The sequence below is a fragment of the Marinobacterium lacunae genome (assembly GCF_000705555.1).
In the GTDB taxonomy this organism is placed as follows: Bacteria; Pseudomonadota; Gammaproteobacteria; order Pseudomonadales; family Balneatricaceae; genus Marinobacterium_D; species Marinobacterium_D lacunae.
In genome coordinates this window covers 391,598-416,608 of the sequence record NZ_JMQN01000015.1, presented here as the reverse complement: position 1 = coordinate 416,608, position 25,011 = coordinate 391,598, and the positions used below count along the sequence as shown (strand labels likewise).

At 58.3% G+C, this 25,011-nt stretch carries 26 protein-coding genes; 17 read left to right on the top strand and 9 right to left on the bottom strand.

Features of this window, described 5'->3' with window-relative positions; all coding sequences use genetic code 11:
- Window positions 1–42: 42 nt before the first annotated feature.
- From ADIMK_RS06490 to ADIMK_RS06460, 7 genes are all read left to right on the top strand, one after another.
- Entirely contained in the window at window positions 43–858 is an 816-nt protein-coding gene (locus ADIMK_RS06490; protein WP_036185088.1) for a sulfurtransferase, read from the top strand.
- 36 nt (window positions 859–894) lie between these two features.
- Window positions 895–1,758 (top strand): archaetidylserine decarboxylase, encoded by an 864-nt coding sequence (gene asd / locus ADIMK_RS06485; protein WP_036185082.1) that lies wholly within the window; start codon window positions 895–897, stop codon window positions 1,756–1,758.
- Window positions 1,759–1,790: 32 nt separating this feature from the next.
- The gene (gene ygfZ, locus ADIMK_RS06480; RefSeq protein ID WP_051692565.1) at window positions 1,791–2,825 is read left to right on the top strand and encodes a CAF17-like 4Fe-4S cluster assembly/insertion protein YgfZ; all 1,035 of its coding nucleotides are present in this window, start codon (window positions 1,791–1,793) and stop codon (window positions 2,823–2,825) included.
- Between the two features lie 173 nt (window positions 2,826–2,998).
- Complete coding sequence (locus ADIMK_RS06475; protein WP_036185079.1) at window positions 2,999–4,240, top strand: efflux RND transporter periplasmic adaptor subunit; 1,242 nt, start codon at window positions 2,999–3,001, stop codon at window positions 4,238–4,240.
- A gap of 3 nt (window positions 4,241–4,243) precedes the next feature.
- Complete coding sequence (locus tag ADIMK_RS06470; RefSeq protein ID WP_036185078.1) at window positions 4,244–6,193, top strand: MacB family efflux pump subunit; 1,950 nt, start codon at window positions 4,244–4,246, stop codon at window positions 6,191–6,193.
- 6 nt (window positions 6,194–6,199) lie between these two features.
- The gene (locus ADIMK_RS06465) at window positions 6,200–7,600 is read left to right on the top strand and encodes an efflux transporter outer membrane subunit (protein WP_036185076.1); all 1,401 of its coding nucleotides are present in this window, start codon (window positions 6,200–6,202) and stop codon (window positions 7,598–7,600) included.
- Between the two features lie 61 nt (window positions 7,601–7,661).
- On the top strand, window positions 7,662–7,913 hold the full coding sequence (locus tag ADIMK_RS06460) for a hypothetical protein (protein ID WP_036185074.1): 252 nt from the start codon (window positions 7,662–7,664) through the stop codon (window positions 7,911–7,913).
- Between the two features lie 65 nt (window positions 7,914–7,978).
- Here the strand turns inward: ADIMK_RS06460 and ung are convergent, their stop codons facing one another.
- The 4 genes from ung to prfB all read right to left on the bottom strand — a co-directional run bounded on the left by ung (window position 7,979) and on the right by prfB (window position 11,870).
- Complete coding sequence (ung, locus tag ADIMK_RS06455) at window positions 7,979–8,662, bottom strand: uracil-DNA glycosylase (RefSeq protein ID WP_036185383.1); 684 nt, start codon at window positions 8,660–8,662, stop codon at window positions 7,979–7,981.
- A gap of 27 nt (window positions 8,663–8,689) precedes the next feature.
- Window positions 8,690–9,136 (bottom strand): hypothetical protein, encoded by a 447-nt coding sequence (locus ADIMK_RS06450; protein ID WP_036185072.1) that lies wholly within the window; start codon window positions 9,134–9,136, stop codon window positions 8,690–8,692.
- Between the two features lie 69 nt (window positions 9,137–9,205).
- Window positions 9,206–10,735, bottom strand: coding sequence for a lysine--tRNA ligase (gene lysS / locus ADIMK_RS06445; RefSeq protein ID WP_036185070.1), 1,530 nt, complete (start codon window positions 10,733–10,735; stop codon window positions 9,206–9,208).
- A gap of 40 nt (window positions 10,736–10,775) precedes the next feature.
- Window positions 10,776–11,870 carry a peptide chain release factor 2 gene (prfB, locus tag ADIMK_RS06440; protein ID WP_036185068.1) on the bottom strand — a complete coding sequence of 365 codons (1,095 nt, stop codon included), beginning with the start codon at window positions 11,868–11,870 and terminating at the stop codon, window positions 10,776–10,778.
- A 186-nt stretch (window positions 11,871–12,056) separates the two neighbouring features.
- Between prfB and ADIMK_RS06435 the strand changes: the two genes are divergently transcribed.
- Window positions 12,057–12,728, top strand: coding sequence for a cytochrome b/b6 domain-containing protein (locus tag ADIMK_RS06435; RefSeq protein WP_036185066.1), 672 nt, complete (start codon window positions 12,057–12,059; stop codon window positions 12,726–12,728).
- Between the two features lie 57 nt (window positions 12,729–12,785).
- Here ADIMK_RS06435 and ADIMK_RS06430 read toward each other — a convergent pair whose 3' ends face one another.
- The 3 genes from ADIMK_RS06430 to ADIMK_RS06420 all read right to left on the bottom strand — a co-directional run bounded on the left by ADIMK_RS06430 (window position 12,786) and on the right by ADIMK_RS06420 (window position 14,275).
- Entirely contained in the window at window positions 12,786–13,232 is a 447-nt protein-coding gene (locus tag ADIMK_RS06430; RefSeq protein ID WP_036185064.1) for a c-type cytochrome, read from the bottom strand.
- Window positions 13,233–13,322: 90 nt separating this feature from the next.
- Window positions 13,323–13,841, bottom strand: a complete 519-nt coding sequence (locus ADIMK_RS06425; RefSeq protein ID WP_036185061.1) for a flavodoxin — start codon at window positions 13,839–13,841, stop codon at window positions 13,323–13,325.
- Window positions 13,842–13,951: 110 nt separating this feature from the next.
- The gene (locus ADIMK_RS06420) at window positions 13,952–14,275 is read right to left on the bottom strand and encodes a phasin family protein (RefSeq protein WP_036185058.1); all 324 of its coding nucleotides are present in this window, start codon (window positions 14,273–14,275) and stop codon (window positions 13,952–13,954) included.
- A gap of 118 nt (window positions 14,276–14,393) precedes the next feature.
- On the opposite strand from ADIMK_RS06420, the gene gloA reads away from it, so the two are divergent.
- The 3 genes from gloA to ADIMK_RS06405 all read left to right on the top strand — a co-directional run bounded on the left by gloA (window position 14,394) and on the right by ADIMK_RS06405 (window position 16,334).
- Entirely contained in the window at window positions 14,394–14,786 is a 393-nt protein-coding gene (gloA, locus tag ADIMK_RS06415) for a lactoylglutathione lyase (protein WP_036185056.1), read from the top strand.
- A 205-nt stretch (window positions 14,787–14,991) separates the two neighbouring features.
- Entirely contained in the window at window positions 14,992–15,801 is an 810-nt protein-coding gene (locus ADIMK_RS06410; protein WP_036185380.1) for a tetratricopeptide repeat protein, read from the top strand.
- Between the two features lie 68 nt (window positions 15,802–15,869).
- Entirely contained in the window at window positions 15,870–16,334 is a 465-nt protein-coding gene (locus tag ADIMK_RS06405) for an RDD family protein (RefSeq protein ID WP_051692564.1), read from the top strand.
- A gap of 27 nt (window positions 16,335–16,361) precedes the next feature.
- Here ADIMK_RS06405 and lptG read toward each other — a convergent pair whose 3' ends face one another.
- Entirely contained in the window at window positions 16,362–17,429 is a 1,068-nt protein-coding gene (lptG, locus tag ADIMK_RS06400; protein WP_036185053.1) for an LPS export ABC transporter permease LptG, read from the bottom strand.
- On the bottom strand, window positions 17,426–18,553 hold the full coding sequence (gene lptF, locus ADIMK_RS06395) for an LPS export ABC transporter permease LptF (RefSeq protein WP_036185050.1): 1,128 nt from the start codon (window positions 18,551–18,553) through the stop codon (window positions 17,426–17,428). Before lptF ends, lptG begins: the two co-directional genes overlap by 4 nt.
- Before the next feature lie 191 nt (window positions 18,554–18,744).
- On the opposite strand from lptF, the gene ADIMK_RS06390 reads away from it, so the two are divergent.
- The 6 genes from ADIMK_RS06390 to ADIMK_RS06365 are packed head-to-tail and all read left to right on the top strand — an operon-like array spanning window position 18,745 to window position 24,943.
- On the top strand, window positions 18,745–20,253 hold the full coding sequence (locus ADIMK_RS06390) for a leucyl aminopeptidase (RefSeq protein WP_036185048.1): 1,509 nt from the start codon (window positions 18,745–18,747) through the stop codon (window positions 20,251–20,253).
- Between the two features lie 9 nt (window positions 20,254–20,262).
- Window positions 20,263–20,685, top strand: a complete 423-nt coding sequence (locus ADIMK_RS06385) for a DNA polymerase III subunit chi (protein WP_036185045.1) — start codon at window positions 20,263–20,265, stop codon at window positions 20,683–20,685.
- A gap of 36 nt (window positions 20,686–20,721) precedes the next feature.
- On the top strand, window positions 20,722–21,852 hold the full coding sequence (locus ADIMK_RS06380) for an efflux RND transporter periplasmic adaptor subunit (protein ID WP_036185043.1): 1,131 nt from the start codon (window positions 20,722–20,724) through the stop codon (window positions 21,850–21,852).
- The gene (locus ADIMK_RS06375; RefSeq protein WP_036185041.1) at window positions 21,849–22,553 is read left to right on the top strand and encodes an ABC transporter ATP-binding protein; all 705 of its coding nucleotides are present in this window, start codon (window positions 21,849–21,851) and stop codon (window positions 22,551–22,553) included. Before ADIMK_RS06380 ends, ADIMK_RS06375 begins: the two co-directional genes overlap by 4 nt.
- Window positions 22,540–23,757, top strand: coding sequence for an ABC transporter permease (locus tag ADIMK_RS06370; RefSeq protein WP_036185039.1), 1,218 nt, complete (start codon window positions 22,540–22,542; stop codon window positions 23,755–23,757). Before ADIMK_RS06375 ends, ADIMK_RS06370 begins: the two co-directional genes overlap by 14 nt.
- Complete coding sequence (locus ADIMK_RS06365; RefSeq protein ID WP_036185037.1) at window positions 23,750–24,943, top strand: ABC transporter permease; 1,194 nt, start codon at window positions 23,750–23,752, stop codon at window positions 24,941–24,943. The genes ADIMK_RS06370 and ADIMK_RS06365 overlap by 8 nt, the downstream gene beginning before the upstream one ends.
- The last annotated feature ends 68 nt before the right edge of the window (window positions 24,944–25,011 follow it).

The following is a 25,011-nucleotide window of genomic DNA, read 5'->3' as shown; positions in this document are numbered from 1 at the left end:
GTTGCTCGCACTCGTCACACAAACAGCATCGGGAGAGACTCTGTGTCTACATTACCGCTCATAATCGAACCCCAGCAGTTGGCCGACCACCTGGACGACGCGCAACTGCTGATCCTCGACCTGTCCAGCACCGAAAACTATGCCAACGCTCATATCCCGGGTGCGATTCACGTCGACCCGCAGCAGTTGCTGCGCGGCAAAGGCCCTGTACCGAACAAGCTACCGACCGCCGGACAGCTGAGTGCGCTGCTTTCGGGCATTGGACTCTCGCCTGAGCGTCATGTTGTCGTCTATGACGACCAGAAAGGTCCATGGGCAGGCCGGATGATCTGGACATTGGCAATCGCGGGGCACCACAACGCCAGCTTCCTGAATGGTCAGCTGCCTGCTTGGCTGGAGGCCGGGTTGCCGACCGAACAATGTGCAAACGCCCCCACTCCGACTCAGTATAACGTCGAGCCGGATACCGGACTGGTCGTGGATATCCCCTGGCTGCTGAACCATCTGAACACCCCAACGGTCAAGATATGGGACGCCAGAAGCCTCGAAGAGTATCGTGGCGAAAAGGTGATCAATGCGAAATGGGGGGGCCACATTCCAGGCGCACACCTACTGGAGTGGACCGACCTGCTCGAACCCGGCCCCATTCCCCGCCTGCGCGATCGAGAGACTGTTCGCTTGCTCATGTCCGCGGCTGGCCTCGACGGGGCCGATACACTGGTCACCCATTGCCAGACCCATCGACGCTCCGGCCTTACCTGGCTGGTCGGTCGTTGGCTCGGCGTAGACGATATTCGCTGTTACGATGGCTCCTGGTTCGAATGGGGTAACACCCCAGATCTGCCGATCGAACGCTGATTAACACCCGACCCCAAAGGGTCTTTGGAGATATCCTTGAAAGACAAGCTGTTTATTCTGCTGCAGCACCTGCTACCGCAACACCTGCTGTCTCGACTGGTAGGCCGCCTCGCCGACTGCCGCATCCGGTGGGTCAAGAACCTGTTTATCGACCTGTTTCACCGTCACTACGGCATCGATATGAGTTTGGCCGCGGAAGAGAACCCTCGCGCCTATGGCAGCTTCAACGAATTCTTTACGCGCGCACTGAAGAAAGACGCTCGCACTATCGACCCGGCCGACGATGCGCTGGTCTCCCCCTGCGACGGAGCCGTCAGTCAGGCCGGCGCGATCAGCTACGGCCGCGTCATTCAGGCCAAGGGCCGTGGCTATAGCCTTACCACCTTGCTCGGCGGCAATGCCAAGCGTGCAGAGCCCTTCATCAACGGCAGTTTTGCAACGCTCTACCTGTCACCACGTGACTATCACCGTGTCCACATGCCGGTCGCTGGCACCCTGCGCGAAGCGATCTATGTGCCCGGCGATCTGTACTCGGTGAACAATGCCACAGCACAGGGCGTCGACAGCTTGTTTGCACGGAACGAGCGCCTTGTCACCATATTCGACACCGAGTACGGCCCCATGGCCATGATTCTGGTCGGTGCAATGATCGTCGCCGGAATCGAGACTGTCTGGTCCGGCCCGGTCGCGCCACTGCCACGCAAACCTCAAACCCTGTACAGTCTCGCAAGTCCGAAACCGGTTCGGCTGGAAAAGGGAGAGGAGATGGGGCGCTTCCATCTGGGCTCCACGGTCATTCTGGCCTTTGGCCCGGATGCGCTGCAATGGGAAGACTCACTGACACATGGCGCCGGCGTCACACTCGGGCATCGTATCGCCACCTTTGGCAAAAGCGCTTGAGTTCACGCAGGTTATAGAGGCGGTTACGCGTTATGAATACCATCTGGAACGATACCCTCAAGACACTAGGCTACACCCTTGATGAGCAGGGCAACGCGACTATCGGCGCACCCGAATCGGGCGAGCAAAACCACGCCGTACCACTGACCCTGCACAGTATCATTCGCATCTCGGGGCCTGATACCCAGAAGTTTTTGCAGGGCCAGCTCAGCTGCAACATCGCAGAGGTAGACCGTATAGGCAGTCGCCTGGGCTCACACTGCAACATCAAAGGGCACATGATCAGCCTGTTTCGCGTCATGAAGCAGAGCAGCGATACCTTCCTGCTGAGAACCGATGCCAGCAATGCGGACAAGGCACTTGCCACCATCAAGAAGTACATACTGTTCTCCAAGGCCGAGGCACAACTGACCGATGAACTGGTCGGTATCGGCGTGTTCGGCCCTGACGCCAGCGATATCGTCGGCACCCTTTTCTCAGCAGTACCGCAGGAAACCGACGGCGCCAGCTGTGAAGACGACAGGGTTCTGGTACGCGTACCGGGTGATCGATTCGAGATCTGGCTGCCTCTGAATCAAGCCCCGGACCTGCTGGAAAAGCTTGCCCAGCAGGCCTCTTTGGCCGGTACCGATGACTGGCTATTGCAGGAGATCCGCGCGGGTCTGCCGGAACTGTACAGCGACACCTCTGAAGCCTTCATCCCTCAGATGACCAATATGCAGGCGTTCGAGGGTGTCAGCTTCACCAAGGGTTGCTATACCGGACAGGAGGTGGTCACCCGCCTGCAGCACCGCGGTATTCTTAAAAAGCCGATGTACAGGGCCTGCGTTACAAGCACCGAGCGTCCGCAGCCGGGACAGACACTGCACAGCGCCGAGAAGGAGAATATCGGCCAGGTCGTCATCGCCGCGCCGACAGACACCGGTGAATATGAACTGCTCGCCGTTATCACCAAAGATCAGGCCGAAAGCAGCGACATCCATCTGGGAACCCTGGACGGCCCGGTACTGCGGCTGCTGGACCTGCCCTATACGCTGGATCCCCGTCTGTTTGAAAGCAAGCGCTAACGTCGTTGCACACATTACCGGCCGACCCTGAAATGGGTCGGCATACCCACCTGCGCCACTAAGTCAACACTTCTTAATCTAACTTTACGCCCCCTTCCCTCTTTTCAGCGCGTCTAATCGATATACTAACCTGCCCTTCGGGACCAACGCAGTTAAGGACTACGACGCCCTCCATGAAAAAGCCGATTAAACACTCGCTACTGGCACTGTCGACCCTCGTAATCGCTGGCGCACTCTATGCGGCATATGACCACTTCACGACAGCGCCTGCACCCAGCTACGTTACGGAGCCCGTGCGACACGGGACGATAGAAGAGACAGTTTTGGCCACCGGCATGTTGCAGGCATCCAAGCTCGTCAGTGTAGGTGCCCAGGTATCCGGGCAGATCCAAACACTGCCCGTTGCACTGGGTCAGACGGTCAAAAAAGGCGATCTTATCGCGCAGATCGACAGTCTTAGCCAGCAGAACAGCCTGAGGGAGGCCCAAGCCTCACTGAAAAGCATTGACGCCCAGATTCGAGCCAAGAAAGCGCAGATAGAACAGGCCCACCTAGAGTTCAACCGCCAGAAAAAGATGCAGGCAGTCGATGCCAGCGCACGCTCTGACTATGAAACCGCCGATGCCAACCTCCGGGTATACCGTGCCGAACTGGAGCAACTTCAGGCTGAGCGGGAACAGGCCGTCGTCAAGGTTGACAGTGCCAAAGTCGAATTGGGCTATACAAAAATCACCGCTCCTATGGACGGCACCGTGGTGTACACCGCCGTTGAAGAGGGGCAGACCGTGAACGCCAACCAGAGCACACCCACCATCGTTGAGATGGCCCGCCTGGACAGGATGACTATCAAAGCACAGATTTCAGAGGCGGATGTGGTCAACGTCAAAGCTGGACAACCTGTTTACTTCACCATACTTGGTCAGCCGCAGACCCGCTATGAGGGTACGCTGCGCGCCGTAGAGCCGGGCCCCACCTCGATGGACGGCGATGACAGCGACATGACGCCCAGCGACAGCGATGCTATTTACTACAACGGCCTGTTTGATGTGAACAACCCGGACGGCACTCTGCGTATCGGTATGACCGCCGAGGTATCGATAGTGTTGGCAAAATCCGAAAACGCGTTGCTGGTGCCGGCACAGATTCTTCAAAAAGGTATGCCTGAGCCACCGACCGGCGCAGGCAGCAGCATCAGCCCAGCACACGCCACCGTGGCAAACAGCCCTGACACGGGCTATCAGGTTCCGGTTCTTAGCGAAGGCCGTGTTGAATACCGCCCTGTTCAGGTTGGCATTAACAACAAGTTTTTTGCCGAAATCACCTCAGGCCTTAACGAAGGCGATCAGGTCGTAACCGGCATGTCCAGCGGCGACGGCAACCTGTTCCAGCCCCCTCGCGGCCCGATGGGGTTTTAAGTGATGAGTGAAGCACTGCTTGAACTGCATGGCATCAGCCGCTCCTTCCCCGCGGGCGACCAACAACTGACAGTACTCAAAGAGGTGGACCTGACCATCCACAGAGGCGAGATGGTCGCGATAATAGGCGCATCAGGATCTGGTAAATCGACACTGATGAATATTCTCGGCTGCCTCGATCGCCCCTCTAGCGGCACCTACCGGATCAACGGCAAGGACATATCGACACTCGATGCCGATACGCTCGCCGAGCTGCGTCGCGAATACTTTGGATTCATTTTTCAACGCTACCACCTGCTTGGCGACCTCAATGCGATGGGCAACGTCGAGGTTCCCGCCATTTATGCCCGTCAGGACCGTCAGGTACGCCATGAACGCGCTGGCACACTTCTCACCCGCCTGGGACTGGGCCAGCGACTGGACCATAAACCCAGTCAACTAAGTGGCGGCCAGCAACAACGTGTCAGCGTTGCCCGCGCCCTGATGAATGGCGGCGATGTCATTCTTGCCGATGAGCCCACCGGCGCACTGGACAGCAGCAGCGGCGAAGAGATGATGCGGCTGCTGCGTGAGCTGCATAATGACGGCCATACTATCATTATCGTCACCCATGATCCGAATGTCGCCGAGTTTGCCGACCGCATTATCGAGATCAAGGATGGGGAGATTATTCGCGACCACTGCAAGGCAGACCCGCCCAAACAGCCAGCCCGTCCCGGCAGAGCAGGCTCAGCACCTCGCCACCCCTGGCTCAACATCTGGGAAGGTCAGATAGAGGCGCTGAAAATGGCGCTACTAGCGATGTCGGCCCACAGGCTGCGCACCTTCCTGACAATGCTGGGCATCATTATCGGCATCGCCTCTGTAGTCTCCGTCGTCGCGTTGGGGGCCGGCTCACAACAGCAGATCCTGACCAATATAGCCTCAATGGGCACTAACACCATCGACATTCGACCCGGCAGTGGATTCGGCGATCGCCGCTCTGGGCGCGTACGCACCCTCACCAGCAGAGATGCAGATGCGCTCAAGAATCTCGGCTACGTCGACAGCGTGACGCCCTCGATCAGCTCCAGTACAACGTTGCGCTATGCTAACCAAGCGGTAACCGTTACAGCCAATGGCGTCGGCCCCGACTACTTCCGCGTACGCGGCTACACGCTGGACCGCGGCCAGTTTTGGGATGATGAAAGCGTAACCTCGCTCGCACAGGAAGCGGTGATCGACAGCAACACACTCAAGTCGATCTTCTCGGACAGCGACCCGATCGGTAGCGTGATATTCCTCGGCGATCTCCCGGTGCGCATAGTGGGCGTGACCGCTCCCAAGGAAAGCGCTTTTGGTAACAACGACTCTCTCAATGTGTGGCTCCCCTACACCACGATTGCCGGACGCATGGTGGGGCAAAATTATCTTGAGGGTATAACGGTCAGAATCAATCAGTCGGTACCCAGCGATGCCGCCGAACAAGGAATCATCTCGCTACTGAAGATGCGCCATGGCAAGCAGGACTTCTTCACCATCAATACCGACACCATTCGCCAGAGTATTGAGCAGACGACAGCCACGATGACCCTGCTGATTTCGGCTATCGCTGTGATCTCCCTGATTGTGGGTGGAATAGGGGTGATGAACATTATGCTGGTTTCAGTGACCGAGCGTACCCGGGAGATCGGCGTACGCATGGCGGTCGGTGCCCGCCAAAGCGACATTCTGCGTCAATTCCTGATCGAAGCCGTACTGGTCTGCTTGTGTGGCGGGCTATTGGGTATCCTGCTGGCTTACCTTATCGGCGTGGGCTTCAGCTATTCCGGCGGCAGCTTCACACTGGTCTACTCAACAAACTCGATCCTGGCAGCCTTTGCCTGCTCAACCCTGATTGGCGTGCTGTTTGGTTTTCTGCCGGCGCGCAATGCCGCACGGCTCGACCCAGTCGACGCACTGGCACGAGAGTAATTTCAGATGACGAAAAACACATTGAACACCCGCATCGCGGCCCTGACGCTCAGTATTGCGCTGCTCAGCGGCTGCAGCGCTCTGACCCGTTCTGAGTTCCAGTCACCCGCGCTGACAGTCCCCTCAGGCTGGCAAAACCAAGTGCAGAACAGAGCACCCGGTGTCGACCCCTGGTGGCAGGCATTTAATGATCCACAGCTCAATCAACTGATTGAGCGGGCACTGGAAACTAACAACGACCTCGCCCAAGCCACACTGACACTGAGAAAAGCCCGCCTACAAGCCGGGGTTAAAGAGCAGGAGCTGTTCCCCCAGCTCTCTGCCAGCCTTTCCACCTCACGCAGCAAACCACTGGATGGCGGAAGTAGTAGCCGTAGTTACGACGCTACCCTGTCTGTTAGCTACGAAGCTGACCTTTGGGGCCGTGTCGCCGCCAATGTCGATGCATCCAAATGGACAGCCCTTGCCAGCGCCGAGGATCGTGAAGCCACAGCCCAGGCTCTGGTGGCAACCACTGCCACTCTGTACTGGCAGATAGGCTACCTTCAGCAGCGCCTGACCCTGACTGACGCGAGTCTGGCATATGCCGAGAAAACGCTGTCATTAACGCAAACCCAGTATGAGGCCGGCGCCGTATCAAGGCTCAACGTCCTTCAGGCCACCCGCAGTCTGGCAGCACAACGTGCAAACCGTATTGAACTGGAGCGTCAGTTGGGCGAGGCCCAAAATGCGCTGGCTATACTGTTCAACCAGCCACCGAACAGCCATGAAACCAGCATAACGCAGTTACCCGAGACGCCGCTTCCGCAGGTGAACGCGGGCGTACCCGCCGACCTTTTGCTGCGACGCCCTGATGTTAAATCCGCGCTGTACAGCCTGCGTGCGTCCCTTGCCAGCCGCGATGCGACAGCTGCCGCTTACCTGCCAACACTAACCCTGACAGGCCAGGTCGGTGATGCTTCCAGCGCACTGAGGGAGCTTTTAAGCAACCCAGTCGGCACCCTTGGCGCAGGTCTCGTACTGCCATTCCTGCAATGGAACGAAATGCAGATCAATAAAGAGATTGCCCGGGTCGAATATGAAAGTGCCATTATCACTTACCGTGACACGCTCTATCAGGCGTTTGAAGATGTGGATAACGCACTCTCCGCCATTAGCCACTATCAGGCACAGGGCCAACAGCTGGAGCAGCAATACGCCTCTGCTGCAGAAGCCGAGCGACTATATGAAAGCCAATACCGCAACGGCGCGGCCGCCATTCAGGACTGGCTCGATGCTCAGGATGATCGCCGCAGCGCAGAGGAATCATTGCTTGAAAGTCGCTATAAGCGGCTGACGGCGATGGCGACACTCTATCAAGCACTCGGCGGCCGGGACACTATGCTGAACGAACCCACCGGCAGTTGAGACCGAAAACTCACGCCAACACCACCATCAGGTTAGCCAAACCCGTCCGGAGAACGCCCACATGAGATACCTGCTGATCTCGCTCTGCTTGCTATCCACCACCGCCATGGCGGCCGGAACGAATACCAGCCCACCCTCGGACCACGCCCCACCGCCGCTGACGGCGGCACAGCGTCAGTGCATGGAGAAGCTTCTGGGCAAACCGTCAAAGAACAGCAGACCCGCTCAGGAGAAGCTACAGAAAGCGGCATACGCATGCGGAGTAGAAATGCCGCAAGACGCGCCCCCCGATGACCGCCGTTCCCCGCAATAGACTCGACATTCCCAGAGCTGACCGGCTGCTCTGATATTGCCTGACGCCAGTGGCGTCAGGCAATATCAGATCTGCAGGGGCAGTTGCCAGTTAACCGGCTCGCGTCCTTGACGGAGCAACCAGTCATTGGCCTGCGAGAAGTGTTTGCAGCCGAGAAAACCGCGATGGGCGGACAAAGGCGATGGATGAGGCGCTTTCAACACCCGGTGTTTACCGGTATCGATGAAGGCGCCTTTTTTCTGCGCATAACTGCCCCAAAGCATGAAGACGACATGTTCACACTGTTCATTGACCAGATGGATAATTCGGTCGGTGAACTGCTCCCAACCTTTCCCCTGATGGGCATTGGCGCTGCTGTCCTCGACGGTCAGCACAGCGTTTAGCAGCAACACGCCCTGCCGGGCCCATGACTCCAGATAGCCATGATTCACCGGCGCTATGCCGAGATCAGCCTGCAACTCTTTGTAAATATTCACCAGTGACGGCGGCACTTTGATACCGGGTTTGACCGAAAAGCACAAACCGTGGGCCTGCCCCGGCTGGTGGTAAGGGTCCTGACCGATGATCACCACACGCACACTCTCCAGCGGCGTGGCCTCCAGAGCATGGAACCAGTTGCTTGAGTGCGGATAGATGGTGACATGTTCGGCCTTGCGCTGCTGAAGGAATGCCTTCAGCTGCTGCATATAGGGCTTGTCGAATTCGGACGCCAGCAGGGGTTGCCAGCTCGGAGCCTTGTCCAGTGCCATCATTACCTCATCCATTCAAATGTCTCGTTACAGCTGCCCACTGTCACGAATACGGCCATCGGCGGTACGAAGCGCCTTGACCACCTGACCGTGCCAGATCGAATAGTACCGAATCCTGCCCGGCGCATGGGAGAAGAATGCCGAGAGCAGAATGATCGCGACGAAATTATGTACAGCCGTCGATGGCCAGATCAGCGCCACAGCGAGCAGCACCAGCTTGAGCAGTACCGCCTGCCCACGCAGCTGGAACAGCCACACACCATCACCCCAGATCTCCATCACCATCATCAGAGTACCGGTCACCAACGCCAGCACACCGTATAACTTCCACTGCTCGACTGGCAGATTGTATAAAAACAGTCCTGCAGTACCAGCAACGCCCACCAGATGCAGCCCACGCAGCGCCAGACTGATGTAGCGCTTGCCCGGCAGACTGCGGGCACTTTCCGGAAATAAAAGCTGCTTGATCCCCATCGTCAGGCTTCACCCACTGAGTGTTGACGTAAAAAAGGCCGCACAGGGCGGCCTTTTCGCTGAGTCGGCTTACGCGCGCGGACGCATGGCCGGGAACAGAATCACATCGCGGATCGAGGCCGAATCGGTGAACAACATCACCAGTCGGTCGATACCGATACCCTCACCAGCGGTCGGCGGCAGGCCGTATTCCAGTGCGTTAACGAAGTCGCCATCGTAGTGCATTGCTTCGTCGTCTCCAGCATCCTTCTCTTCAACCTGCTTGCGGAAGCGTTCGGCCTGATCCTCGGCATCGTTCAACTCCGAGAAACCGTTGGCCAGCTCGCGACCGCCGACGAAGAACTCGAAGCGATCGGTTACAAACGGATTATCATCGCTACGGCGCGCCAGCGGGCTGACCTCAGTCGGATACTCGGTAATGAAGGTCGGCTGCTGCAGACGGTGTTCGCAGGTCTCTTCGAATATCTCGATCTGAATTTTGCCCAGACCCCAGCCATCTTTCACATCGATATCGAGGCGCTGCGCGATCTCACGTGCTGCGTGCTCGTTGGCCAGAGCTTCGGCACTGATCTCGGGGTTGAAATGTAGAATCGCATCAAACACCGACATGCGCGCAAAGGGCTTCGACAGGTCGTATTCGAAGCTTTCCAGCACCTCACCCTCTTCGTTGCGCACGGTATTGATAATGGTGGTGGTACCCAGCACATTCTGAGCTACGGTGCGCAGCATCTCTTCGGTCAGGTCCATCAGATCGTGGTAATCAGCATAGGCCTGATAGAACTCGATCATGGTGAACTCGGGGTTGTGGCGGGTCGAGAGCCCCTCGTTACGGAAGTTACGATTGATCTCGAACACACGCTCGAAGCCACCCACGACCAGACGCTTGAGATACAGCTCCGGTGCAATACGCAGATACATCTCGATATCGAGCGCATTGTGATGGGTCACGAACGGACGCGCAGAAGCCCCCCCCGGAATCGCCTGCAGCATCGGGGTTTCGACTTCGAGGAAACGGCGCTCGGCCAGGAACTGACGAATTGCCGCGATGATGCGGAAGCGTGTCTCGAACACGGTGCGTGACTGCTCGTTGGTGATCAGGTCCACGTAGCGCTGACGGTAGCGCATCTCCATGTCCTGCAAACCCTTGTGCTTGTCCGGCAGCGGACGCAGGTTCTTGGTCAGCAGTTGGAACTGCTCCATATCGACATAGAGATCCCCCTTGCCCGACTTGTGCAGGGTACCCTGAATACCCACGATGTCACCCAGATCCACAGATTTGGCAAAACCGCGTGCTTCTTTGTTGACGTACAGCTGGATACGACCGCTCATATCCTGAAGCACCATGAAGGCGCCGCGGTTAAGCATGATGCGACCGGCCACAGAGACCTTGATGCCCGCCTCTTCCAGCTCCTCCTTGCTCTTCTCGCCGTGTGCCTTCTGCAGGTCGCCGGCATAGCTGTCGCGGCGGAAGGTGTTGGGGAAGGCGTTGCCCTGCTCGCGCAGCGCGGCGAGTTTCTCGCGGCGCTGCGCGAGCAGGCGGTTTTCTTCTTGCTGCGGCGCTTCGCCATTCAGCTGAGGGTTCTGAGCGTTGTCGGACATCAGGCTACCTTAAAATCGGCTTAAATCGGTCAAATTCAGTTTAGAGGCCTGCCTTGAGGCTGGCTTCGATAAACATGTCGAGATCGCCGTCGAGCACGCGATCACAGTTGGAAGTCTGCACGTTGGTGCGCAGATCCTTAATACGGGAGTCATCCAGCACGTACGAGCGGATCTGGCTGCCCCAACCGATATCGGCCTTGGAGTCTTCCATCTCCTGAGCCGCTTCGCGACGCTTGAGCATCTCCATCTCGTACAGTTTCGCGCGCAGCTGTTTCATACAGGTGTCGCGGTTCTGGTGCTGAGAACGGGCAGACTGGCTCTGCACCACAATGCCGGACGGCTCGTGGGTGATACGCACGGCGGACTCGGTACGGTTAACGTGCTGACCACCGGCACCGGAGGCGCGGTATACATCGACACGAAGGTCCGCCGGGTTGATCTCAATATCCACGTTGTCATCGATCTCGGGCGATACGAATACCGACGAGAACGAGGTATGACGGCGACCGCCCGAGTCGAACGGCGATTTACGTACCAGTCGATGCACACCGGTTTCGGTACGCAGCCAGCCGAAAGCGTATTCACCTTCGAAACGGATGGTCGCCGATTTGATACCCGCCACTTCACCTTCGGAGACCTCGACCAGCTCGGTCTTAAAGCCCTTGGCTTCGCCCCAACGCAGGTACATGCGCAGCATCATGTTGGCCCAGTCCTGAGCCTCGGTACCGCCGGAACCCGCCTGAATATCGAGGAAGGCGTTGTTGGCGTCGGCTTCGCCAGAGAACATGCGGCGGAACTCGAGCTGTGACAGTTTCTCCAGCAGCCCTTCGACCTCGGACTCGACTTCGGCAACGGTGTCTTCGTCGTCCTCTTCGACCGCCAGATCCAGCAGCTCACGTGCATCCGATACACCCGCGGTCAGTTCGTCGATGGTTTCGACGACCGCCTCAAGGGTGGCGCGTTCGCGACCCAGCTGCTGAGCGTTCTCGGGGTCGTTCCAGACCGCCGGATCCTCGAGCTCGCGCTGCACCTCTTCGAGGCGCTCTTTTTTCACATCGTACTCGAGATAGGTGCGCAGCAGCTTGGTGCGCTCGCCGATATCCTTGAGGCTGTTCAGAATCGGGTTGATTTCCATCGGGGGTCAAAAACTCGTTGCTTGGAAAAAGGAGCGTATTCTACCTGATCTGCCGCCCTGTTTGAATTCTGTACGCATCAGGAATATGGAACCGAAGTCTACGTCATGACTCTTAAACGGGGTTAAGCGATACTGATCCGTATCTGTTAGCACATCATTGCGCACGTCACAGGAGTCACACGCCTCATGGATGCATCAACTCAGACTCAGACCCGGCCGGTCTGGGACATCTTTATCCGCCTCTTTCACTGGACGCTGGCGGGCACAATCGTCTTCGCATGGTGGAGCGCCGAGCAGGGTGGCAACTGGATGACCGCCCATATGCTCGCCGGGTACACCATACTTTCTCTGATCCTCTTCCGCCTGATATGGGGTTTTATTGGCACCCCCTATGCCCGCTTCGCCAGCTTCGTCAAAGCCCCCGGCCACACGCTGCAGTACTTCAAGACAGCAATGCGCCGTGAAGAGCCGCACTACACCGGACATAACCCACTGGGTGGCTGGATGGTCATCGCCCTGATCCTGCTCTGTACACTACAGGCTACCAGCGGACTGTTCGCCACCGATGACATCTTCACCGAAGGCCCTTTGTCATCCTGGGTAAGCTCGGGAACAGCCTCGCTGATGACCGAGATACATGAAGCCAACTTCAACCTGCTGCTCGGGGCTATTTTTCTGCACCTCGCGGGGGTCATCTATCACCAGCGCTTCAAGGGCGAGCCACTGGTGCAGGGGATGATCCACGGCCGCAAACCGGTTTCTGGCGGTTATTCGGATGTTCGTACACCAGTGCTGCTCGGCTTGATCGTGATTATTCCGGCCTTGGGCCTGTTCTTGCTGCTTCGCTCTTTGGGCTAGCGGGCATAAAAAAGGGCGCACAGCGCGCCCTTCTTCAATGGTTTCTCTGTCGGCTGATCAATCTTTGCGGAAGTTATCGTGACAACCCTTACAGCTTTTCGCCACAGCACCGAATGCCGGCTTGATCTGCTCCATATCACCCGTATTAGACGCCTCAACCAGAGCTGCAGCGTTGGTTTGCAGCTTGTCGAATCCAGCACTGAAGGTGTCCATATCGGACCAGATTTCCGCTTTAGCGTCGGTATCACCGCTATCCGAACCTTCGACAAACCCCTCCAGCGGCATGTGTGACAGGGTTTCCAGACGCTGCGCGTGTAACGTGAACTGCGCCTGATCGTAGGGCATTTTACCCTTGATCATCGCCCCCATCGGGCCCAGATTCCATTTGAAGGCGTTAAAGATACCCTGCCGATATTCGATGGCGTCATCAACCTCCGCAGCCTGCACACTCAGCGCCGAGACAAGCAATACGCCTCCAACTGCAGCTGTCATATACTTTTTCATGATCCAGAGTCCTTCCCTTTCAATGTGAAATTAACAACGAACTACATTAGATAGCATTAATATAAAGAGTTCCACTGCCTGTCGAATCGTTCACACATCGAACGCAACCAACACCTCAGGTACCCAGCGCTCGAGACGCCCGGCGGTTTCCGCTGGCTGCGCATCTTCATCGATGGCAAGGCCGACAAAACTGTCACCGGCTGCGCTTAGCGCCTTGGACTGTTCGAATTCGTACCCCGCTGTCGGCCAGGGCGCAACCAGCTCACCGCCACGCTCCGTCACCAGCTCCGCGAGCTGCCCCATCGCATCGAGGAACCACTCGCCATAACCGATCTGATCACCAAGCCCGAACAACGCAACCTTGCGACCGGTAAAATCGATACTGCTTAGCGCCGCCCACTCTGCATCCCAATCCTCCTGCAACTCGCCGAAGTCCCAAGTGGAGATCCCCATGATCAGGTATCGATAGTCACTGATTCTGGACACCCCTTCCGCTGCGATGTTGTGCATCTCCAGAACATCTTTATCGATCAGGCCCGCAATCTGCTCGGCGACCGTCTCGGTATTTCCGGTGGTACTGGCGTAAAAGAGCCCTATTCGGTTCATCATCGTTAACTCATGAACATGCCTTGCCACCCCACAGACAATAAAAAGCAGCCCTCGACCGAAAGGGTCGTGGCTGCTTTTGCCGGATAGGGGTGTCGCAGCGTTGGTGCGTATTACCCGCTAAATTTATCCAGTGTGCCCTGCGTCAGGGCCTGCATTGCGTCACGCGCCTCGGCCAACGCTTTCAGATTCTGCTGGTTCGCAGAGCGAAGGGTATCTTCAAGCTCTTTGGCATAGGCTTTCTGAAGCTCCAGAACGTCGGCGGGCGTCTTGCAGTTTTGCAGCTCTTTGGTCTGCTGAACCGTCGCATCGATGAACGCCTTAGTGCAATCCATCTGGTGCCGGGTCAGCTCTTCCAGCATTTTAGTCTGGATATCGACCAGCTCCTTGAACGGCTCCATCGACTGGTTGAGCATCTTATTCATATCTTGAAACATGGCACATCCCATCCTTTGCTTGTCACTCTATATTTAAACACTCTAATTAAGCATTGTAGACTTGTATGGGCAATACGCTTTATGTGCAAATCATCATTTTTTAAGAGGGGCCCCTGTCATGCGTTTACTTCACACCATGTTGCGTGTTTCCGATCTCGAAAAGTCGCTCTCTTTTTATACCAACGTGCTGGGCATGAAGCTGCTGCGACGCAAGGACTACCCCGAAGGCAAATTCACACTCGCCTTCATCGGCTACGGTGACGAGTCGGACAATACAGTGCTGGAACTTACCCACAACTGGGATACCAACAGTTACGATCTGGGCAATGCCTATGGCCATATCGCCATCGAAGTAGAGGATGTGTATGCCGCCTGTGACAGTATCAAGGCCAAGGGTGGTGAGGTTGTCCGCGAAGCAGGCCCGATGAAGCACGGCAGCAGCATTCTGGCCTTCGTAAAGGACCCCGACGGTTACATGATCGAACTGCTCAGCCCCAGCCGTAAGGACTGAACACGCCTTCCAGCGCTTGCGGGCTGCGCCGCAAGCGCTTTTCCTATACAATCGCGCCCAACATTAGAAGAATCTGAATTGCCGACCGTGCCCATCTGGTTTTTCCTCAGGCGCATTCCGGCCAATCAACGTAGCCGATTACACACATACCGGCGGGTCCAGCCATGGATCCGAATATACAGTCACTTCGCAAGGCATGGGTTTGATGAAAAAAATCGCACTTTTGACAACAGCCGGCCTGCTGCTGAGTCTGCAGGTCGAGATGGCCTCAGCTGCCTCAATTAAGTCAGCACAACGCGCCTTCGACGCCAAAGACTACGCCAGCGCACTGACCGAGCTGACCCCTCTGGCAAAAGAGGGCGACCCGGCGGCACTCAACCTGCTTGGCCAGATGTATGAGCATGGCTGGGGCGTGGACACCGATCTGGAAACCGCGCAGCGCTACTATGAGCGCGGAGCACGACAGGGACATCTGGATAGCGTAAACAGCCTACGCGCACTGAAGAACAAGGCCTACAAGGCCGAGTTCGACAAGATCAAGCCGGATGCCGATGCCGGTGACGCCGAAGCCCAGAACCGTGTTGGCGAAATGTACGAGTTTGGCCAGGGGGTCAAACGCGATATCGATGCTGCGTTCAGCTGGTACCAAAAATCAGCCGATCAGGGCAATGTAACTGCTTGGCATAATCTGGGCCGCTGCTACAACTTCGGCACAGGCGTAGAGCAGAACTATGCCACTGCCGAACAGTGGTACCGCAAAGCGGCTGAACAGGGGCATCAGGACGCGATGTTCTTCCTCGGCACACTCTATGCCACCAACCACGGCGGCGATGACTCGGCCGAATCCGATGTTATCGCCTACGCCTGGATGCATAACGCTGCGGCGCTCGGCAATCCGACCGCACAGGCAATCGAGTCACGCTTGAAGATGAAACTGAGCGAGTCGCAGCTTGGTGAGGCTGAAGCACTCGCCAACGATTACAAAACCCGCTACGTTACGCCATTCAGCAAATGACAACCCTGGCGGGGCTTCGCTCATGCGGACGCCCTGCCTTTTAACCGCCAAGTACCGGTCCCCACCTCATGCACCGCCCTTTCCGCGACGAAACTACCGACATCCGCCCCGCCTCATTCGCCAAACGTCTGCTGGCAATGGTGTACGATCTCCTGATCCTCGTGGCCATCTGGCTTGGGGTGGCGATCATTGCAACGGCCATCAATCAGGGTGGCGTGGTGTCGCCGCTTGGCCGCGCGGCCATGCAGTCCGCACAATTCTGTTTCAGCTTCCTGTTTTTTGGCTATTTCTGGACCCGTAGCGGTCAGACACTCGGCATGCAGGCCTGGCGCATTCGCGTCCAGACCTTTGATGGTAACCGCTTGAGTTGGACCCAGGCCCTGATCCGCTTTCTCTGCGCCATCATCTCCTGGATCCCCCTTGGCCTTGGCTACCTGTGGATGCTGTTCAGCGACGAGAAGCTGACCTGGCATGACCGCTGGTCAGAAAGCTGCGTGGTATCGCTACCCAAGAAAACCAAAGGGAAACGCTAGGGCCGCATGGCGGGCCCTTAAGTGCGGTCAACCCGCCCGGCGCAACAGCAGGAAGCCGACGGCGAAGCAGATCAGAATCGGCAGCGATACAGCAAGCAGCGGCGGGAAACCAAAAACGCTGCTGGCGGGCCCAAGAATATCCTGCGCGAACTTGAAGCAGACACCGCCGATAACCCCCGCAATCACTCGCTGACCGGCGGTCACATTACGCAGCGGACCGAAGATAAACGACACCCCAATCAGCACCAGCGCAGCAATCGACAGCGGCTGGAGCAATTTGCCCCAGAATGCCAACCGGTAGTTGTCTGAATTGACCCCCTGCTCCTCGAGATAGCCCGAGTAGCGCGCCAGACCGGTAATGGAAAGATCGACCGGGTCGACGATAATCACTGACAGCAGCCCCGGAGAAAGCCCTGTTATCCAGTGTTCCTCTTCCAACTGACGAGCCTCTGTTCGGCCGTCGACAAAACGGGTCTCACGCACATCCTGCAAAATCCAGCCATCGTCGCTAGCCTTGCCAATACGGGCATAACTTGAACGCAGCAAGCCTTCATCATCGCCATACTGGTAGCGCGTAATACCGTGAATAACGCCGCCAGGCTCCACCGCTGCTATGTGGATAAACTCATTACCATCACGATGCCAGGCACCTTCGTTGGCCCGGAGAATACCGTCGCTGGCCAGTGCCACTGCCCTGCCACTGAGCGCCAGACGTTCGGTGGCCGGTGCAATAAACTGCCCCAGCGTCAGCTCCAGCAGCATCAGCAGCAAAACAGGCTTGAACACGCCTAACACAATGCGCGCAGTCGAGAAGCCTGCAGCACGCATCACCGTCAACTCCGATTGACTGGCCAGCGAGCCCAAACCGATCAAACACCCCACGAGCGCACTGAGCGGCAACATCTCGTAAATGCGTCTCGGGATCGTCAGCGCCAAATACTGCAACATGGCGCCAAACTGATAGCGGTCGCTAAGACGGTCAAGCTCATCAATCAGCGCTGACAGCAGGTCAAGCCCTACCACAATGAGCAATACCACGGCGATAGCCGCCAGCACATGGCGGGCAATATAGAGTTCCAGACGGTTAGCGATCATGCGCCACCCTCCTTAACCTTCCTCAGTCGTCCCGGCAGCCGCAGCGCAGGTAACTTGTTGAACAACGACTCCCAGAAGCGATCGGCAAAGATAAGATTGGCTGCCAGCATCAAAAAGCCCAGATGAATGGCCCACAACGACCAGGCACCGGTCTTACCATCTTCGATAGCCGAACGGGTGGCGGTCAGCAGGGTGACATAGAGCAGATAAATGATGATGGAGGGTATCAGTTTCGCAAATCGCCCCTGGCGCGGATTGGTGCGCGAGAGCGGAACGGCAATCAGCGTTACGATGAAGGCCAGTACCGGCAGCGAGAGACGCCAATGCATCTGGGCGCGGGCCCGCGGCGAATTATCATGCAGGATCTCAGCGGTGGGCTTGGCCTCGATCTCGTTGATCGCTAATCCCGCCTCGGCTTCGGGGAGTTTCACCCCGTATTCACCGAAATATGTCGCGCTGTAATCGGCACGCCCCGGCACACCATCGAAACGGTAACCATCCTCCAGCACCAGAAACCGCCCCTGGCCTTCGACGATGCGCTGTTCTGCACCTTTGGCGAACAGCAAAAGCGGCTGCCCTTTCTCATTCTGTTGCGCAATGAACACCTGCTCCAGCGTACCGTTATCGGTATTCAGTCGCTGAGCATAGGTCACCCGGGCGCCTTTATCCTGAGACTGGAAACGCCCGGGCGTCAGCAGTTCGAGTTCGCTTCGCGCCTCCTGCTGGGCGAAGATCTGCTTCGCCTGACCGACGCCCCAGGGAGAGATCACCAGCGAAATAGCCGCAACCAGAAGCGAAACCAGCAGCGCCGGGCCCAACGCATAGAGCACCAACCGTTTATGGCTGACCCCACAGGCCCGCAGCACCACCATCTCGCTCTCGAGATACAAACGCCCGAACCCGAGCAAAATACCGAGGAACAGCCCCAGCGGCAGCAGCAGCTCAAGGAACCCGGGAATACGGTAGGCCAATACCAGCAACACGAAATCGGCATCGAGCTTGCCGGTGGCAGCATCGGTCAAATACTTGATCAGGCGGGCACTGGTGATGATCAGCAGCAGCACTGCCGTCACCGCCGTTGTGGAGAGTAATACCTCGCGGGAGAGATAACGGAAAATAATCAAAGCTCAATCCCTGTCGCGAACCCCGGTCGCACACATTGATATCGAGGGTTCAGATGGCATGTAACACCGCAGGCCGTTGTGGGTGCCGTCTGGCACTGATTCCCGAAACCACTGTATAGTGCGGCTATCTTTATCGTTAAGCGGGCCGCATTATCCCGCAATCAGTCAGCAAAGTCTTGTATGGAGTCGTCATGGATTTCGAAATCGTCAATGGCCCGGTTGAAGCACTGGAAACAGATTGCATCGTCATAGGTGTCGAAGCCGAGGGCAAGCTTGCCCCTTCGGCTGAAGCACTGGACAAGGCAGCCTCAGGCTACCTCCGTGAGCTGATCGGCAGTGGCGACATTACGGGCAAGGCCGGCGAGCAGCAGATGCTGTTCAAGGTACCGGGACTGAAAGCCAAGCGTGTACTGGTACTGGGGCTTGGCAAGTCGGACGAGCGCAAGGACCGCCACCACCGTAAACTGATCGGCTCTATTGCCGCAACCCTGAAAAAAGCCGGTGTGACCAGTGCCGTTGTTGCACTGGACGGACTTGCCAGCGAGCAGAAAGACACCTATCGCCAGACCCGTCAGCTGGTTGAGTGGGTATCCGAAGAGCTTTACCAGTACGACATTACCAAGAGCAAAAAGTCCGATCCGATCAAGCTCGAGAGGGTCGCGATCCTGCTTGATGAAGCGGAAACCGAACTCGGCGAAGGCGCGCTGCTAGACGGTGCGGCGATCGCCAACGGTGTCAGCAGCGCCCGCGAAGTTGCCAATCTGCCGGGCAATATCTGCACCCCGAGCTACCTGGCTGAACGCGCGATCGGGCTGGCTGAAAACTTCGAATCCATCAGCGTCGAGATTCTTGACGATACGCAGATGGAGGAGCTCGGCATGGGCGCTCTGCTCGCAGTCGGTCGCGGCAGTGCCCAGCCGTCACGCCTGATCGTGATGCACTACAAAGGCGGCGACGAAAACGAAAAGCCCCATGCACTGGTCGGTAAAGGGATCACGTTCGACACCGGCGGCATCAGTCTGAAGCCCGGCGCCGAAATGGACGAGATGAAATTCGACATGGGCGGTGCTGCCAGCGTCCTCGGCACCATGGAAGCACTCGCCGAGATGCACCTGCCATTGAACGTGGTCGGTGTCATCGCCGCCGCCGAAAACATGCCGGGCAGCAAAGCTACGAAACCGGGCGACATCGTCACCACACTGTCCGGGCAGACCGTCGAGATTCTCAACACCGATGCCGAGGGTCGCCTCGTACTCTGTGATGCACTGACCTATGTCGGTCGTTTCGAGCCGCAGAGCGTCATCGATATTGCCACCCTGACCGGTGCCTGCATTATCGCCTTGGGTCATCAGGCATCAGGCTTGCTCAGCAACAACGACGAACTGGCCGAAGCCCTGCTCGATGCCGGCGACTATGCTGCGGATCGTGCCTGGCAGCTGCCGCTGTGGGATGAGTTCCAGGAACAGCTGGACTCCAACTTTGCCGACATCGCCAACATCGGCGGTCGCCCCGCTGGCACCATCACGGCGGCATGCTTCCTGTCACGCTTCACCAAAGAGTATCGCTGGGCTCATCTGGATATCGCCGGTGTCGCCTGGAAGAGCGGTAAGGCCAAAGGTGCTACCGGCCGCTGCGTGCCGCTGCTGACCCAGTACCTGCTTGATCTGGCAGAACAGAAAGAGAGCGCAGACGAGGCCTGATCCAAGCCGATGAGCCGTGCCGACTACTACATTCTCGCCGACGCCGACCCGGACAGCCGTGAGCTGTTCCTGTGTCGGCTGTGCGAGAAGATTCTGGGCCTTGGCCTGAACATCTACATTCACATGCCAAGTGAATCCGACGCGGAGCGTCTCGATCAGCGCCTTTGGGCGTTCAGACCCGACGCTTTCGTACCGCACGTTATACTAGGTGATAAGCCCTCCGCGCCTATCGAAATAGGTCATGGAGAACAGCGTCCCGAGCACCGAGAGGTGTTTATCAATCTGGCGCTGTCGCTTCCGGAGGATGCTTTCGAATTTCAGCGCATTGTCGAGATCGTCGTGCAGGACGCCGATGTACTCGAAGCGACGCGGCAAAACTATCAGCGCTGCCGCGATCGGGGAGTCGAGCTGCACCGAACCGATATGCGCTGATCCGACGCCCGTCTGGGGCGATGTTCAGGAGTACGCATGAAGCGCGCACTGATACTGATATTTGTCGCCCTGCCGATTGCCGCCGGCATCTGGTATATGAACCGTCCAGCCCCCCTGTCGGTGCCGCTGTCCCCAGTTGGCACAGGTCCTGTGGAAGTTATCGCTGCCAACAGCCGCGCCGGCACCATTCGCGCCTGCGAGCGCTCCCGGTTGTCCATGCCTCAGGGCGGGCGCGTTGAAACCCTGTTTGTGGATGAGGGCGACAGGGTCAAGACCGGCCAGCTGCTGTTGAAGCTCTATGACGATGAACAGCAGGCACTGGTTGCGCAGGCCGATGCCAACCTCGCCGCTGCACGACTGGAGAAACAACGTGCCTGCACACTAGCCGATTTCAATCGCCGCGAACTGAAACGCTCCCAGTCGCTGGCCGAGCGCAATCTGGTATCGGATGAGCAACTCGACCGCCTGGCCAACGCGGCTAGGCTCTCCGCGATCGACTGTGAGCGCTCTGACGTCAGTATCACTCAGGCTCAGGCGGAGCTGTCGCTGTACACCGCCCAGCTGGACAAGCGGCAATTGCGCGCCCCCTTCTCCGGCATTGTCGCGGAAATTAACGGTGAGCCCGGTGAATACACCACCCCCTCCCCGCCCGGCGTTGCCACACCGCCTGCTGTCGATCTGATCGATGACAGCTGCCTGTATGTGCGCGCACCGATTGATGAGGTGGAGGCAGCTCAACTGCGCTCTGGCCAGAGTGCCCGCATCACACTCGACGCCTTTCGCGGTTCCGGGTTCAGCGGCACAGTAAAGCGCATCGCTCCCTTCGTATCGGAACTGGAAAAACAGGCGCGCACTGTGGATGTGGATGTCTACTTCGATCCGATCCCTCGTTCCACCCCGCTACTGGTCGGCTATAGCGCCGATGTGGAAGTGATCATCGAGCGCCATGAGAACACCCTGCGCATCCCCACCGAAGCACTGCTGGAAGGCAGTGCCGTACTGCGGTTCGATCCAGCCAGTGCCACACTCAAACGTGTCAGTGTCGATACCGGCCCCGCTAACTGGAGCTGGACCTCAATCACCGGCGGTCTTGCCGAAGGCGATCAAATTCTGACCCGTCTCGATATTGAAGGTGCCGTGGACGGGGCCCGGGTCACGCCGCAATGATCGTGCTGGAACAGCTCTGTAAAACCTACCATCTCGGCGGTGAAAGCGTGCACGCCCTTGATCATCTGGATCTGCAGATCGCCGCCGGGGATTATCTGTCCGTCATGGGGCCCTCCGGCTCAGGTAAGTCCACGCTACTGAACATGCTTGGACTGCTCGACACGCCGGACAGCGGGCACTATCGGCTTGAACAGCAGGAGATGAGCGCACTTGGCGAAGAGCAACGTGCCCAGATCCGCAACCATAAAATCGGTTTCGTGTTTCAGGCCTACCATCTGATCGACCGACTCAACGCGCGGGAAAATATCGAGCTGCCACTGATACTGACGGGCGTACCACCGCGTGAGCGCAGAACGCGGGTCGATGAGCTGCTTGAACGACTGGGGCTGTCACGTCATGCCGCCCACCATCCGCATCAACTCTCCGGCGGACAGCGCCAGCGCGTGGCGATTGCACGCGCGGTCATTCGCCGCCCGGCGCTGCTGCTGGCCGATGAACCCACCGGCAATCTGGACAGTCACTCCGGCGCGGAGGTGATCGGGCTACTTGAAGAGCTGAACGGCGAGGGCATTACCCTGCTCGTCGTCACGCACGACCCGGCCATGGGCAAGCGTGCACGGCGACAGTTGTGGATGCAGGATGGTCAGCTAATCAGCGATACCCGCAACCGGGACTCGGGTGACCCCGATGCGAACCGCTGATCTGATCCAGTTCAACCTTCACCTGCTGCTGCGCCAGTGGTTTCGCACGCTGATGATTTTACTGGCCACAGCCGTCGGCGTGGCCGCCGTGCTGCTGCTAACCGGCCTTGGCGAAGGCGCACGCCGCTTTGTGCTCGATGAGTTTTCATTGCTGGGACAGGACACGCTGATTCTGCTGCCCGGGCGCAAAGAGACCACCGGAGGCCTGCCGCCACTGACCGGAGAGGGCACTAGGGACATCACGCTTGACGATGTCGACGCCCTGAGCCGGCTGCCCGGCATCGAGATGGTCGCCCCGCTGATCGTCGGCAACGCGCAGGTGTACGTCGGCGGGCGCAACCGGGAAATTGTGACGCTGGGCACCAGCGCGCGCTTTTTCGAGCTGCGCCAACTGTCCATGCAGCAGGGGCAGGCGTTACCGGACATTCCACTGCAACAGGCTGGTGCCGTCTGTGTTATCGGGCCCGAGGTGCGTCGCGAGTTGTTTGGCACACAACGGGCGCTGGGCGAATGGATTCGCGTCGGCGACCGGCGCTTTCGGGTCATCGGCATTGTCGAGGACAGAGGCGAATCGTTGGGCATGGATGTCAGCAATCAGGTCATCCTGCCGGTGGCCTCGGCGCAACAGATATTCAACACCCAGGGGATGTTTCGTGTGCTGCTGAAAGTACGCGCCGGGGCCTCCATCGAGCGCAGCCGTGAACGCGTTATAGAGTTGATGCAACAGCGCCACGGTGGCGAGCGCGATGTAACGCTGATCACACAGGATGCGCTGCTCGGCGCCTTCACCGACATTCTCGGACTGTTGACGCTGTCCGTTGCCGCCATTGCCGCGATCAGTCTGGTGGTCGCCGGCATCCTGATCATGAACATCACCCTGATCAGCGTCAGCCAGCGCACCGCCGAGATCGGCCTTCTCAAGGCACTCGGCGCCAGTGCCGCACTGGTACGGCTGCTGTTTATCAGCGAGGCGCTGATGCTCTCGGCCTTTGGCGCACTGATCGGCATTATCAGCGGATACGCCCTGCTCTGGCTCGGCCACAGCATCTGGCCGCAGTTTCCGGTAACCGTACCCCTGTGGGCGCTGTCCGGCAGTTTGATCATCGCGCTTGGCGTCGCCACGCTGTTCGCCTGGCTGCCCGCCTCCCGTGCCGCCCGGCTGGCACCGGTACAAGCCCTCAAGGGCGAGGTGCACGATGCTTAGCCGCGATTATCTACGCCTGACGTTCGGCACCCTGCATGCCGGGCGTATGCGCTCGGTACTGACCATTGTCGGTATCGCGATCGGCATCGCCGCCGTACTCATGCTGACCACCCTTGGCCAGGGCATACGGCTCTATGTACTGGAGAACTTCTCCCAGTTCGGCAGCCGGATCGTCGCCGTCACCCCAGGCAAGTCCCAAACCGGCGGCATGGGCGGTCTCCTCTCCAGCACACGCCCAATCAGTCTCGAGGACGCCCGCAGCTTTCGCTCGCTGCCCTACGCCATTCATGTGGTCCCGATCGTGCAGGGTGCAGGCGCGATCGAGTACGGTAATCGCGTCCGGCACACCGATATCCTCGGTGTCGGGCCTGATGCCGCGGCGGCCTGGCGTTTTAACATCGCGCTGGGACGTTTTCTGCCGCAGAGCGGCGGCTATTCACAGCCCTTTGCCGTGCTCGGTCACAAGGTACATGCCGAACTCTTTGGCGGTGAAAACCCACTCGGGCGATTCATTCGTGTCGGCGGCGAGCGTTATCGCGTAGTCGGCGTGATGGAGGAGAAGGGACAGATGCTGGGGTTCGATCTGGATGACATCGTGTACATCCCCATCGACCGTGCGTTGAGCCTGTTCAACCGCACAGGGCTGATGGAGGTGGATATCACCTATCAGCCCTCGACCACGGCGCAGGCCATGGCTGAGCGCATACGCACACGTCTGATCGCCCGCCATGGCGGTGAGGACTTTACCATCATCACGCAGGACGAGATGCTCTCGAGCCTCGACCGTATTCTCGGCATCCTAACCCTCGCCATCGGCGGCTTGGGCGGTATCTCCTTGCTTGTCGGTGCCATCGGCATTCTGACTATTATGGTCACCACAGTACGTGAGCGTCGCAGCGAGATCGGTTTGCTTCGGGCACTCGGCGCCACCACCCGCCAGGTGTTGTTGCTTTTCCTGTGTGAGGCGGTGCTACTGGCGCTGGCCGGTGGACTTGCAGGGCTTCTGCTCTCCGCCCTGTTTCTGGGCATACTGTCATTGGCCATACCGGCATTGCCAATCCAGATCAGCCCGCTGTTCCTGCTGCTCGCCCTCAGCCTTTCAGCTATGGTTGGACTGCTGGCCGGCGTTCTACCAGCCAGTCAGGCGGCGCGGCTCAATCCCGTATCAGCCTTGCAGAGCGAGTAATAAGCCGTTGCAGTTGTGGGAACTGGAACTGCAGAATTTGGTAGCCTGCCCACCCGCCGCCCCCTTTT

Excerpts from the sequence above, each read along its gene's own strand:
- ygfZ (WP_051692565.1), top strand. The coding sequence starts at position 1,791 with ATGAATACCATCTGGAACGATACCCTCAAGACACTAGGCTACACCCTT.
- ADIMK_RS06475 (WP_036185079.1), top strand. The coding sequence starts at position 2,999 with ATGAAAAAGCCGATTAAACACTCGCTACTGGCACTGTCGACCCTCGTA.
- ADIMK_RS06470 (WP_036185078.1), top strand. The coding sequence starts at position 4,244 with ATGAGTGAAGCACTGCTTGAACTGCATGGCATCAGCCGCTCCTTCCCC.
- ADIMK_RS06465 (WP_036185076.1), top strand. The coding sequence starts at position 6,200 with ATGACGAAAAACACATTGAACACCCGCATCGCGGCCCTGACGCTCAGT.
- ADIMK_RS06460 (WP_036185074.1), top strand. The coding sequence starts at position 7,662 with ATGAGATACCTGCTGATCTCGCTCTGCTTGCTATCCACCACCGCCATG.
- ung (WP_036185383.1), bottom strand. The coding sequence starts at position 8,662 with ATGGCACTGGACAAGGCTCCGAGCTGGCAACCCCTGCTGGCGTCCGAA.
- ADIMK_RS06450 (WP_036185072.1), bottom strand. The coding sequence starts at position 9,136 with ATGGGGATCAAGCAGCTTTTATTTCCGGAAAGTGCCCGCAGTCTGCCG.
- lysS (WP_036185070.1), bottom strand. The coding sequence starts at position 10,735 with ATGTCCGACAACGCTCAGAACCCTCAGCTGAATGGCGAAGCGCCGCAG.
- prfB (WP_036185068.1), bottom strand. The coding sequence starts at position 11,870 with ATGGAAATCAACCCGATTCTGAACAGCCTCAAGGATATCGGCGAGCGC.
- ADIMK_RS06435 (WP_036185066.1), top strand. The coding sequence starts at position 12,057 with ATGGATGCATCAACTCAGACTCAGACCCGGCCGGTCTGGGACATCTTT.
- ADIMK_RS06430 (WP_036185064.1), bottom strand. The coding sequence starts at position 13,232 with ATGAAAAAGTATATGACAGCTGCAGTTGGAGGCGTATTGCTTGTCTCG.
- ADIMK_RS06425 (WP_036185061.1), bottom strand. The coding sequence starts at position 13,841 with ATGATGAACCGAATAGGGCTCTTTTACGCCAGTACCACCGGAAATACC.
- ADIMK_RS06420 (WP_036185058.1), bottom strand. The coding sequence starts at position 14,275 with ATGTTTCAAGATATGAATAAGATGCTCAACCAGTCGATGGAGCCGTTC.
- gloA (WP_036185056.1), top strand. The coding sequence starts at position 14,394 with ATGCGTTTACTTCACACCATGTTGCGTGTTTCCGATCTCGAAAAGTCG.
- ADIMK_RS06410 (WP_036185380.1), top strand. The coding sequence starts at position 14,992 with ATGAAAAAAATCGCACTTTTGACAACAGCCGGCCTGCTGCTGAGTCTG.
- ADIMK_RS06405 (WP_051692564.1), top strand. The coding sequence starts at position 15,870 with ATGCACCGCCCTTTCCGCGACGAAACTACCGACATCCGCCCCGCCTCA.
- lptG (WP_036185053.1), bottom strand. The coding sequence starts at position 17,429 with ATGATCGCTAACCGTCTGGAACTCTATATTGCCCGCCATGTGCTGGCG.
- ADIMK_RS06390 (WP_036185048.1), top strand. The coding sequence starts at position 18,745 with ATGGATTTCGAAATCGTCAATGGCCCGGTTGAAGCACTGGAAACAGAT.
- ADIMK_RS06385 (WP_036185045.1), top strand. The coding sequence starts at position 20,263 with ATGAGCCGTGCCGACTACTACATTCTCGCCGACGCCGACCCGGACAGC.
- ADIMK_RS06380 (WP_036185043.1), top strand. The coding sequence starts at position 20,722 with ATGAAGCGCGCACTGATACTGATATTTGTCGCCCTGCCGATTGCCGCC.
- ADIMK_RS06375 (WP_036185041.1), top strand. The coding sequence starts at position 21,849 with ATGATCGTGCTGGAACAGCTCTGTAAAACCTACCATCTCGGCGGTGAA.
- ADIMK_RS06370 (WP_036185039.1), top strand. The coding sequence starts at position 22,540 with ATGCGAACCGCTGATCTGATCCAGTTCAACCTTCACCTGCTGCTGCGC.
- ADIMK_RS06365 (WP_036185037.1), top strand. The coding sequence starts at position 23,750 with ATGCTTAGCCGCGATTATCTACGCCTGACGTTCGGCACCCTGCATGCC.